Below are 9,270 nucleotides of genomic sequence, written 5' to 3'. Positions count from 1 at the left end.
TTTTTTTTCTGAGAACGTGACACTCGTATTTATGACGTGTGTAATAGGAATGAGGGGAGGTTATACGATGACGAAATACAAACTGACGCCTCTCGAACGAATCGAAGCACTACGACGAAACATCCTTATCCATTCGTGCCTTTACTACGTGCTCGACTCTCCGATATGGGACGACGCGACATACGACGCGAAAGCGCGAGAGCTTGCCGAGCTACAGCGCAAGTATCCCGAGGAGGCAAAGCGCGGAGTATACGCGGAGGAGTTCGCGGACTTTTCCGAGTCCGTAACTGGCTTTAACCTCCCGATCCGCGGCGAATGGGTCGTTAATAAGGCGCTTTATCTGCGCCGACTTCACGACGAGAAAATCAAAGGAGGACGAGCAGATGAAACATGAAGCGCATATCATTCCGCGCGAAGAATGGACGGATGCGGACAATATATACGAAAAATTACTTGAGGAGGACGATAGAATGTCGAAGTATTACACATTCGTAGATATCGAGACGACTGGGCTCGACTACCGCGCGGATCAAATAATCGAGATTGCCGCGTTAAAAACTGACGGGGAGCGCTTGCTCTCCGTTTTTCATACGCTGGTTAAGCTCGGCGAGTTTTACGAATTAACGCCCGAGATCTCGGAGCTTACAGGGATTAAGCAAGAAGATCTCGCGAATGGCATGGACGAGTCAGAAACGACTGAGCGCTTTATGCGGTTCGCTGGCGATTCGATCATCGTCGCGCATAACGCACCGTTTGACCTTTCGTTTATTTACGGAATGCTCCCGTATTTCGATGACTCGGTACGGCCGGAGTTCATCTGTACTCGCGCGATGTCCTTCCTCGAGAATCCGTTCAAGTCCGCGAGTCTTGCGGAGTCATGCAAGCGTCATAAAATCCCGGTCGTTGGGCATCATCGCGCGCTGACTGATGCGCTCATGACGTTCGAGCTTTTTAAAATCCTTCGCGAAAAACTAGACGCCAAAGGGATCGACTATCAAAACGTCGTTATCGACTCGGAGGAGCGCCCGCTGAATTATATTCCGGTTGGTGCGAAGGTAATCAACGCGGAAAAATTCCGCGCGAAGCTGGAAGAGAAAGAGGAACAATGGATTGCCGAAAAGTTTGGCAATATACTAAGCGATCCGAATAAGAAATATTTCACTAAACCCGACGGCATGACGCACAAAGAGTTTATGGAGAAACTCATGAGGGAGGCAAAACGCTCATGAAATATGACGTTTATTACAACGGGAAGCGGTTCGATAAAATCGAGGACGCGGTGAAACAAATTCCCGCCGCTCCTCCGTCCTATCCGATTTACTTCGACCCGTCGCCAATGGCCGCGAAAGTAAAAATCGTCCCGACGCATCCCGACGCGGTGCTGCCGAAATACGCAACGCCAGGCGCCGCGGGCTTCGATATCTACGCGGTCGAGGACGTTATCATTCAGCCGGGAGAGACGAAAGTCGTACCGATCGGACTCGCATTTGAGATCCCGTTCGGTTACGAGTTGCAGATTCGCCCGCGCTCGGGGATTTCGCTCAAAACCCCGTTACGAATCGCGAACTCTCCGGGAACCATCGACAGCGATTTTCGGTCGGAGGTCTGCGCCCTCGTCTGGAACAGCGCGGAGACTCTATGGGAGTTTGACGAAGACATAAACGAATACTTTCCGATATTTGCTAAGACAGTTTTTACGATCGATGAAAAAGAAGTTGAGTCTCCATCGGGCGAAGTGGTTTACGGAGCGTACATCATTCGCAAAGGTGAAAGGTTCGCGCAGGGAGTCATCGCGCCGGTCGTCCGCGCTCAATTCGAGATCGTCGACAAGCTCAGTGAAACAGAACGAGGGGGCGGCGCTTTTGGCTCGACTGGGACACGCTGAGAAGGCCGCCGCTATCCTCCGTGCGGTCGAAGGGACGCTCAAACACGAGGGCATGCGCTTAACCGACGAGGAGCGCGCCCTCGTTCTTCGTTTTGCTCGCGGAGAGATCAGCGAGGATGAGTTCTACGCAGAGGCGCTCGCGTTGATCGAGCGTGGATAGGTTACGCGAATTTTTATATGACTTTATATACCCGTTATACCCGTTTAACCCGACGTTGTCGATCCTCGCGGCGCTCGTCGGGTTTATTTACGGGCTCAAAGTCGGAAAGAAAACGAAACGGAGGCGATCGAATGAGAAAAAACGTCATTCTTCACGGCGACTGCCTCGAAAAACTGCGCGAAATCTCCGATAACTCGATCGACGCAGTCGTGACCGATCCTCCAATTACGCCGCCGGGAGGTATCGTATTAGACCCCTTCGCCGGTAGCGGTTCGACCATCGTCGCCGCCAAGCGCGAAGGCTTCGACTATCTCGGAATCGAGCGCGAGGCGGAATACGTCGAGATCGCGCGCGCTCGGGTCGACGAAGATAGCGAAAAGATCGATAAGGAGGACGAATAAATGGGCGAATGGATGATAAGCATCTTTTCAACCAACGAAAAGATAGAGCGGGCGAAAGAGATAATTAAAGAGGTCTACCTCGCAGATAATCGACCGTGGGTTGTCGGATTTAGTGGCGGAAAGGATTCTTCGGCGGTCGTTCAGTTGACGTTAAACGCATTAGGTGAGCTGGAACCGGAGCAACGTCAGAAAAAGGTTTATGTCATTTCATCGGATACGTTGGTCGAGACGCCGCTAATCATTAACCAAATCGACAAGGCGCTAGCCAAGATCCAAGCGGAAGCAAATCGACGCGAGATTCCGGTCGAGACGCAAAAAGTCAAACCGGAAATCAACGATACTTTCTGGGTTTCCATTCTCGGGAAAGGTTATCCGACACCAAGACAAAAGTTTCGGTGGTGTACCGATAGAATGAAGATTAAGCCCGCCAACCGTTTCATTCAAGAGAAAGTATCCGAACACGGCGAGGTCGTCATGGTACTCGGGGTACGGATGGATGAGTCGAAAAGCCGCGCCGAGTCGATAAAATCGCATACGATCGAAGGAACGCACCTGATGAAGCATTCCACGCTCCCGAATGCCTACACGTTCGCACCGATCAAGGACTGGACAACAGACGATGTTTGGGAATTTCTTCTCGACGAGCCCGTGTGGGGCGAGGAAAACCGAAATCTCCTACAATTGTATCAGGATTCGGACGGAGAGTGTCCGCTGGTAATTGATGCGGATTCGAAAAAAGTGTCTTGCGGAAATAGCCGCTTTGGTTGTTGGACTTGTACGGTCGTCAATGAGGACAAAGCTCTCAGCGGCTTTATTAATAATGGCGTCGACTGGCTTCGCCCTCTCTTGGAATATCGGAATTACCTCGTGAAAGCCCGCGAAGACCGACGAATGCGGCAGAAGTGCCGGACAAATGGGCGGATTTACCTTACGGAGAATATGAAGGGACTGGACATGGAGAAAGCGGTCGTTATTCAAGAGTCCGAATTAAACGAATACTTGACGAAAAACAACATCGATCTCAAAACGGTAGAGGATCTAAATTTAATTGTTGAGGTTCCAGTCGAGGGCGAATTACTTCCGAAAAAGAAGACGCTCGGATTAGGTCCATTCACTATAAAAGCGAGGAAGCAGCTTTTTCATCAACTCATGGAGACGCAAGAGGAGATCAGAAAATATTATGGGGTAGACATTGAGCTTATCAGTCCCGAAGAAATCGAGGAGATCGAGCGGCTATGGGCAAAGGAGGGCGCATAAATGGGCGAAACGACATTAAACGTAAAGCTACTCGCTCACACACAATTGTCGGCAGGCTTTTTTAATATACTCGCGGAGGCTGACGAGGATCTCGTCACGCATACACTCGTCGATAAGGACTCGCAAGCGGTCGCGCTGACCGCGATCCGTACGTGCTATTCCGCGAACAAGCCGACGGAGATCATCGTTAAGGAGGGCTCGCGGTATTTCGGCCGCGAGGCATCCGACGGAGAAGGCGGGAGCGAGGCGGATCGACTGATTCGCCATATTATGCGCTCCCGCCACCTCTCGACCTTGGAGCACCTAAATTATACGTTCGCGATCGAGGGACTATCGCGCGCCGCGCTCGCACAATTAACCCGGCACCGGCACATGAGCTTTAGCGTCCAGTCTCAGCGCTATGTCAAATTCGGCAGCGGCGACCGCTCGGGCGGGTTCGATTACGTAATGCCGCCAATCGTTCGCGAAGAAATCGAGGACGCCGAGGCAGAGTACGACTACTTAATGCGAATTATTCAGGAAACATACGACCGGCTCCGTGGGATGGGAGTACCCGCCGAGGATGCCCGCGCAGTCCTCCCGAACGCCGCCGCGACGAATCTCGTAATGACCGCGAACCTGCGGACGATTCTCGAATTTTACAGCAAGCGCAAACCTGGGCGTGGGGCTCAAATAGAAATTGCTACGCTTGCGGAAAAGATCCGCGAAGAAGTCGTCGCCGTTGATCCATGGGTATCTCAATTTTTCGAGGAGGTCTGATCGGATGATTAAAATCGGGCTGGTAGGCGAAGCGGGGGCGGGAAAAGATACCGCCGCCGCTTATCTTTGCGCAAATTACGGCCTTTACCGTCTCGCTTTCGCGGATCGCATGAAATGGTATTTTGGAATGATGCACGGGCTCATAGGGACGGTCGAGGAGATTCGCGAGTTGGTCGACGCACGCAAGGAGCGTGCTGCGCTGATCTCCTACGGACAGGCATACCGCGAAGCATATGGCGAGGACGTGTGGATCGAGGAACTGTTCCGCGACATGGACGCATGCTGGCGATGGATGGAGCCCGCGGGATTCGTCGTCACTGACATCCGCCAGCAAAACGAGCTCGACGCGCTGAGAGAGCGCGGATTCGTCATCGTCCGAGTAACCGCGCCACTTGACGTTCGAATCGAGCGCATGAAAGAGCGCGGCGACGATTTCGATCCGTCGTTTATGCGCCATCATACGGAGACATTCGCGCAGACCGTCGAGCCTGATTTCGAGATCGACAACGGCGGAAAATGGATCGGGCTCGCGAACCAATGCGACTATATCATGCGCGAGCTGCAAATCAGAGAGTCCCGAGAGGAGGCGATGCAATGAACGGCGCATTTACTTTCGTCATCAAAGACGCGATTTCGCGGCCGAACGGAGAGCACTCGCTTATATTCGAGGTAAGAGATTCTAAAGAAATGAGCGCGGAGGCGGTCGTAATAGGTCTCCTCGATCATATCGAGAAGATATTCGGAGAGTTCGACGGGACAATTATGGCGGTATTCAATCGTACATGTGAGCGATGGATCGCCATCTGGACATATCAAAGCATAGCGGGGAGGTGATCGCGTGATCTTTCGCGCTCTCGGCGCCGTCGCGCGATTATTGTGGGCGGAGGACGACGAGCGAGCGATAAGAATCGAACGAAGAGGAGAAAACGATATCAACGACGAGGAGTATATCGAAGATTTAGGCGACGGCTGCTTTTCGATTGACTTTGCTGCGTATGACGCATCCGTCAACGACAAAATATACGACTTAACGACGAATCAGGCGCCGAAGTGCTCACAATGCAAAAAGCGACTCCCTGCGCCTGAGTTTTCGTGGCATGGGCGGCTATATTGTCGCAGGTGCCTTCTAACCTATGACGTGCTCAAGTCCGAGATGGACCCGAATTTGAAATGTTATCGCTGGCCGATCGCGATCGTGTATCTCGAGGATGGTGTACGATTTCCGATTCTCTGGAATTTTCGGAGGGATACGCTCGAAGAGTGGAGATATGCCCGGCGCCACGGCCTCGACGTCGAGTTTTACGACCCGATCGGCTCGAAAATCATCATCGAAGCGGATATGATCACGCGGTTTAAGGTCCCGAATGAGTGCTACGTTGAGGTATGGACGACGTCGATCGATGATTTCGTCAAAAAGAAAACGGGGAGATGATCGTATGATGAAGCGCGCGGAAATGGAGGCGCATTTAAAAAGCGGGGGCCGGCTCGGGTTTTTCTGCGACGATGCTTTTTGCGAAGCCTGGCTCGCGGAGGACGGCGTTCACCTGGCGATCTTGCCTAAAGACGGTGAAGAGATGGAATTCGTCGGAGACCTCGACAAATTATACGAGATGCAAATCGATCTTGAATTATCGCTCTTTCCTACTGCGGATAGAAGGCAATAACAAAGCGCCCCTTTGTGGGCGCCTTATTTTTTGCCCAAATTTCGCGGATCGTCTGGCGCGTCGTATCCCTCGAGCCTAAACGTCCACCATCCGTCGCCCTCTTTTCCGTCGTAGACATAGCGATACGCGCGATCGTGCGGTATTTGAAACTTGCGAAGGAACCCGGTTACGGTCGCGTAGGCTCGCTGCCCGTCGAATGTGACGGGGCGGTGATCGGTGAGACGCACGACGTCTGGCTTAGCGAGTCCGATGCGCTTATTAACGGGATCGTACGCGAGGTATAACTTTATCGACCGACCTTCGCAGCCTAATTCGCGCTGGAGCGGCTTATTTAAGCGGATTCGCGCCTGCTTATCGATCGTTATCGCAGGCGTACCTGACGGCCTGCCCTCGCGCGCAGAATACGGAATCAACGGCATGAGTTTCACCTCCGATTTTTGCTTACGCTTCAATCTTACCTTATCGAACCAACTCGCGCAACGTAGACGAGCAAGGACGACAAAACAAGCGAAAAATTTTCGCTTTAAATGTGACACTCGCTTTTATGACGTGTGTAATAGGAATGAGGACGATAAATAAGAGGAGATGAGCGAAATGATTAAAACGATTAGAACTTACGAGGTCGAAAAGGTGAGCGGAGTCGCTCGCTTTATTAATAGTTACGCCAAAATATACGAAATGACTCGCGACCATAGAATCGACGCAAAGGACGCAATCGCAGACATGCGCGCCGCCATCAAAAAGGCGGATCTCTCAGTCGGAGAAAAATTCGCGGTTATTAAGGCGTCATCCACTAGCGAATATCTATACGATGAAGAAGAACGCCTGTTTTTCTCGGCATGCGCGAAAATCGCCGAGGTTTTCCGCGCCGAGGGGTACGGCGTGATGGAGATTAATCGATTCGTTTATTAAACGAGGAGGCGATCGCGTGATTAAAAATCACATTGGTTACGGGCTTCGTAACGATGAGAAGCCCTACGCTCATAAAATCCCGCCGGGTGGTAATTGGCGGGACTTACCCGAAGAAGATCAACGTGCATTTATGAAAGGTTCGTTTAACAACGGCGGAGGTAACGCGGGTCACCTTCGCCGTTTGTCGTGGGATGAGCCCGCGCTCACGGTTACGGCGTCAGTCATGGCTAAAGCGAATTGTCAGTTACACCCCGGACGAGGAGGCGATCCGATGGAATATCGCGAGTTTAACGTAACCCCAACGCTTCCGCGAAACGGATTAACCGTCGCGGAGCTTTTCTGCGGCGGCGGACTGATGGCGGTCGGACTGAAAGAGTCCGGTTTTTCTATTGTCTGGGCGAACGATTTCGATAAACGCGCGGTCGAGGCGTATCGCCATAATATCGGCGATCATGTCGTACTCGGAGATATAACGAAAATCGACCCGAACGACATCCCGGACGTAGACGTAATCGCGGGCGGTCCGCCTTGCCAAGACTACAGCGTCGCCGGTAAAGGCGAAGGAGAAAACGGAGAACGCGGTCGCCTCGTCTGGACGTACCTTAACATTATCGAGAAAAAGCAACCGAAAGCGTTCATTTTCGAGAACGTAAAAGGACTTGTCGGAAAACGCCACCGCAAAACGTTTGACGCGCTCCTCGAAAAATTCGACGAGATAGGATACGTCGTAAGCTGGCGAGTTATCAACGCTTGGGACTATGGAGTCGCGCAAAAACGCGAGCGCGTATTCATCGTCGGGATTCGGAAAGATCTCGGCTTTACTTTCGAATTTCCCGAGCCTGATCCCGCGGACTACCGAACGCAAGTCCTTCGCGACGTGATCGGAGACTTACCGGAGCCTCACGGTATTGAATTATCGGAAAAGGCGGTCGCGTATCTCGAACGCGATCCGCGTCACTTGCAAAAGCACCGTCCGCCGACGTATAACGAGGCGGTGCCGACGCTTCCCGCAGTTTTGCATAAGGGCGTCCCCTATGGCCTTTTTTATCCGAATCACGATGACAAATCCTACTGGACGCCGAAAAGCGAATACACCTACGACCAAGCGAACCGTATCCAGTCGATGGATGCCGCGTCGAATACGATACCCGCGCATCATAACAGCGGGCAACCGATTCACCCAACGCAAGCGCCGCGCCGCTTTACCGTTCGCGAGTGTCTCCGCATTCAATCGGTTCCCGACTGGTACGTCATTCCCGAAACGATCTCACTCTCTGCCGCGTATCGGATCGTAGGGAATGGAGTCGCGAGTCGGGTCGCTTGGTATCTCGGAAAGGCACTCGCGGAGCAGTTAAAGCGCTAAATATCCGGTCGCGCTAGGGCGTCCCGATCCGCTCGGGGCTCCCGATGGGCGCTCGGATATGATGACACCGAGGCCTAGAGGAAAACGGTAAACGAGGAGGAATGCGCTTTATGAAGTGGAAAGCGACCGTAAAATGCCAATACGTAGGTGCCGGCGACTGGAAAACAGAGACAACCGTCATCGATGCACCGACGCGCGAGATCGCCGAAGAACTTGCGGATCAATGGGCGGCCGCGTTCGACCTGGACGGTTATTATCCTGAAACTCCGGTCGTAGAGCCCGCGCAATAAAAGGAGGCGATATCATGCGCGACAAGTGCCGCTTAAAACGGCGCGGATATGTCGTCGTATTGAGGAAAGATCGCAACTTTGACGGCGAGGTAAACGTCAAGCTATACGAGAAAAAGCGGATGCCGCTCCTGCGCATCCCTTACCGCAAGAAGGTCGATGAATCTACGCTATCCGCGAGTGAGTTTAATTTCGATTATCTGAAAATCATCGATAAGGTAATCGACACATATGAGACGTCGAAGCAGTCGCAGAAGATCCTCGAAGATACTCAGCGCTTCCACTGGAGGAAGCTCGAGGAGCTTATCCGCAAACAAAAAGAGCGGGGATAATTCCCCGCTTACATTCGATCGGTTTTCCCTTAGCGATTTAGAACCGTCAAAACCCGTTCAAAAATCGTACGCACATGTGGTACAATATGAAGCGACTAATCACTAACCTACTCATTAACCTATTCCGCCTCATGCGCGAAGACTTGCGTCGGTGGCGCGACGCGGTCCTCGGCGCGTGGGCATGCTCGCATGTGTTTCGACATCGCCTCATATGCTCGCCCGAGGCTGACGTCATCCGCGACTAGGCAGC

General features: G+C 52.5%; 16 protein-coding genes. 15 read left to right on the top strand and 1 reads right to left on the bottom strand.

Features of this window, described 5'->3' with window-relative positions; translation table 11 throughout:
• Nucleotides 1-67: 67 nt before the first annotated feature.
• The 11 genes from JG50_RS0102070 to JG50_RS0102020 all read left to right on the top strand — a co-directional run bounded on the left by JG50_RS0102070 (nt 68) and on the right by JG50_RS0102020 (nt 6,126).
• Nucleotides 68-394: a DNA ligase LigA-related protein gene (locus tag JG50_RS0102070; RefSeq protein ID WP_033099447.1), complete on the top strand. Its 327-nt coding sequence runs from the start codon at nt 68-70 to the stop codon at nt 392-394.
• A complete protein-coding gene (locus JG50_RS0102065) occupies nt 384-1,229 on the top strand; it encodes a 3'-5' exonuclease (RefSeq protein WP_052153912.1) in 846 nt (281 codons plus the stop codon). Before JG50_RS0102070 ends, JG50_RS0102065 begins: the two co-directional genes overlap by 11 nt.
• A gap of 107 nt (nt 1,230-1,336) precedes the next feature.
• The gene (locus tag JG50_RS0102060; RefSeq protein WP_033099578.1) at nt 1,337-1,885 is read left to right on the top strand and encodes a dUTP diphosphatase; all 549 of its coding nucleotides are present in this window, start codon (nt 1,337-1,339) and stop codon (nt 1,883-1,885) included.
• Nucleotides 1,863-2,045 carry a hypothetical protein gene (locus JG50_RS0102055; protein WP_033099446.1) on the top strand — a complete coding sequence of 61 codons (183 nt, stop codon included), beginning with the start codon at nt 1,863-1,865 and terminating at the stop codon, nt 2,043-2,045. The genes JG50_RS0102060 and JG50_RS0102055 overlap by 23 nt, the downstream gene beginning before the upstream one ends.
• Before the next feature lie 131 nt (nt 2,046-2,176).
• A complete protein-coding gene (locus JG50_RS20955; protein ID WP_309485162.1) occupies nt 2,177-2,446 on the top strand; it encodes a DNA methyltransferase in 270 nt (89 codons plus the stop codon).
• Nucleotides 2,447-3,703, top strand: coding sequence for a DNA phosphorothioation system sulfurtransferase DndC (gene dndC / locus JG50_RS0102045; protein ID WP_052153911.1), 1,257 nt, complete (start codon nt 2,447-2,449; stop codon nt 3,701-3,703).
• Nucleotides 3,704-4,462: an FAD-dependent thymidylate synthase gene (thyX, locus tag JG50_RS0102040; RefSeq protein WP_033099445.1), complete on the top strand. Its 759-nt coding sequence runs from the start codon at nt 3,704-3,706 to the stop codon at nt 4,460-4,462. It begins immediately after the preceding gene.
• A 4-nt stretch (nt 4,463-4,466) separates the two neighbouring features.
• Nucleotides 4,467-5,060 (top strand): AAA family ATPase, encoded by a 594-nt coding sequence (locus JG50_RS0102035; RefSeq protein WP_033099444.1) that lies wholly within the window; start codon nt 4,467-4,469, stop codon nt 5,058-5,060.
• On the top strand, nt 5,057-5,296 hold the full coding sequence (locus JG50_RS0102030; RefSeq protein WP_033099443.1) for a hypothetical protein: 240 nt from the start codon (nt 5,057-5,059) through the stop codon (nt 5,294-5,296). The genes JG50_RS0102035 and JG50_RS0102030 overlap by 4 nt, the downstream gene beginning before the upstream one ends.
• Before the next feature lie 331 nt (nt 5,297-5,627).
• Nucleotides 5,628-5,894 carry a hypothetical protein gene (locus JG50_RS19635; RefSeq protein WP_152568455.1) on the top strand — a complete coding sequence of 89 codons (267 nt, stop codon included), beginning with the start codon at nt 5,628-5,630 and terminating at the stop codon, nt 5,892-5,894.
• 4 nt (nt 5,895-5,898) lie between these two features.
• Entirely contained in the window at nt 5,899-6,126 is a 228-nt protein-coding gene (locus JG50_RS0102020; RefSeq protein WP_033099441.1) for a hypothetical protein, read from the top strand.
• A 23-nt stretch (nt 6,127-6,149) separates the two neighbouring features.
• Here the strand turns inward: JG50_RS0102020 and JG50_RS0102015 are convergent, their stop codons facing one another.
• Complete coding sequence (locus JG50_RS0102015; protein WP_052153910.1) at nt 6,150-6,545, bottom strand: hypothetical protein; 396 nt, start codon at nt 6,543-6,545, stop codon at nt 6,150-6,152.
• Nucleotides 6,546-6,720: 175 nt separating this feature from the next.
• Between JG50_RS0102015 and JG50_RS0102010 the strand changes: the two genes are divergently transcribed.
• From JG50_RS0102010 to JG50_RS0101995, 4 genes are all read left to right on the top strand, one after another.
• The gene (locus JG50_RS0102010) at nt 6,721-7,038 is read left to right on the top strand and encodes a hypothetical protein (RefSeq protein ID WP_033099440.1); all 318 of its coding nucleotides are present in this window, start codon (nt 6,721-6,723) and stop codon (nt 7,036-7,038) included.
• Nucleotides 7,039-7,261: 223 nt separating this feature from the next.
• Nucleotides 7,262-8,401, top strand: coding sequence for a DNA cytosine methyltransferase (locus JG50_RS18575; protein ID WP_160173788.1), 1,140 nt, complete (start codon nt 7,262-7,264; stop codon nt 8,399-8,401).
• 110 nt (nt 8,402-8,511) lie between these two features.
• Nucleotides 8,512-8,691 carry a hypothetical protein gene (locus JG50_RS0102000; protein ID WP_033099439.1) on the top strand — a complete coding sequence of 60 codons (180 nt, stop codon included), beginning with the start codon at nt 8,512-8,514 and terminating at the stop codon, nt 8,689-8,691.
• A gap of 14 nt (nt 8,692-8,705) precedes the next feature.
• Nucleotides 8,706-9,020 carry a hypothetical protein gene (locus JG50_RS0101995; protein ID WP_033099438.1) on the top strand — a complete coding sequence of 105 codons (315 nt, stop codon included), beginning with the start codon at nt 8,706-8,708 and terminating at the stop codon, nt 9,018-9,020.
• Nucleotides 9,021-9,270 lie beyond the last annotated feature (250 nt).

Source organism: Thermoactinomyces daqus, assembly GCF_000763315.1.
GTDB lineage: Bacteria > Bacillota > Bacilli > Thermoactinomycetales > Thermoactinomycetaceae > Thermoactinomyces_A > Thermoactinomyces_A daqus.
Note: the sequence above shows the minus strand (reverse complement) of the source record. Positions and strands in the feature narration are given on the sequence as shown.

Excerpts from the sequence above, each read along its gene's own strand:
- JG50_RS18575 (WP_160173788.1), top strand. The coding sequence starts at position 7,262 with ATGGCTAAAGCGAATTGTCAGTTACACCCCGGACGAGGAGGCGATCCG.
- thyX (WP_033099445.1), top strand. The coding sequence starts at position 3,704 with ATGGGCGAAACGACATTAAACGTAAAGCTACTCGCTCACACACAATTG.
- JG50_RS0102030 (WP_033099443.1), top strand. The coding sequence starts at position 5,057 with ATGAACGGCGCATTTACTTTCGTCATCAAAGACGCGATTTCGCGGCCG.
- JG50_RS0102010 (WP_033099440.1), top strand. The coding sequence starts at position 6,721 with ATGATTAAAACGATTAGAACTTACGAGGTCGAAAAGGTGAGCGGAGTC.
- JG50_RS0102015 (WP_052153910.1), bottom strand. The coding sequence starts at position 6,545 with ATGCCGTTGATTCCGTATTCTGCGCGCGAGGGCAGGCCGTCAGGTACG.
- JG50_RS0102060 (WP_033099578.1), top strand. The coding sequence starts at position 1,337 with ATGGCCGCGAAAGTAAAAATCGTCCCGACGCATCCCGACGCGGTGCTG.
- JG50_RS0102020 (WP_033099441.1), top strand. The coding sequence starts at position 5,899 with ATGATGAAGCGCGCGGAAATGGAGGCGCATTTAAAAAGCGGGGGCCGG.
- dndC (WP_052153911.1), top strand. The coding sequence starts at position 2,447 with ATGGGCGAATGGATGATAAGCATCTTTTCAACCAACGAAAAGATAGAG.
- JG50_RS0102035 (WP_033099444.1), top strand. The coding sequence starts at position 4,467 with ATGATTAAAATCGGGCTGGTAGGCGAAGCGGGGGCGGGAAAAGATACC.
- JG50_RS20955 (WP_309485162.1), top strand. The coding sequence starts at position 2,177 with ATGAGAAAAAACGTCATTCTTCACGGCGACTGCCTCGAAAAACTGCGC.
- JG50_RS0102065 (WP_052153912.1), top strand. The coding sequence starts at position 384 with ATGAAACATGAAGCGCATATCATTCCGCGCGAAGAATGGACGGATGCG.
- JG50_RS0102000 (WP_033099439.1), top strand. The coding sequence starts at position 8,512 with ATGAAGTGGAAAGCGACCGTAAAATGCCAATACGTAGGTGCCGGCGAC.
- JG50_RS0101995 (WP_033099438.1), top strand. The coding sequence starts at position 8,706 with ATGCGCGACAAGTGCCGCTTAAAACGGCGCGGATATGTCGTCGTATTG.
- JG50_RS0102070 (WP_033099447.1), top strand. The coding sequence starts at position 68 with ATGACGAAATACAAACTGACGCCTCTCGAACGAATCGAAGCACTACGA.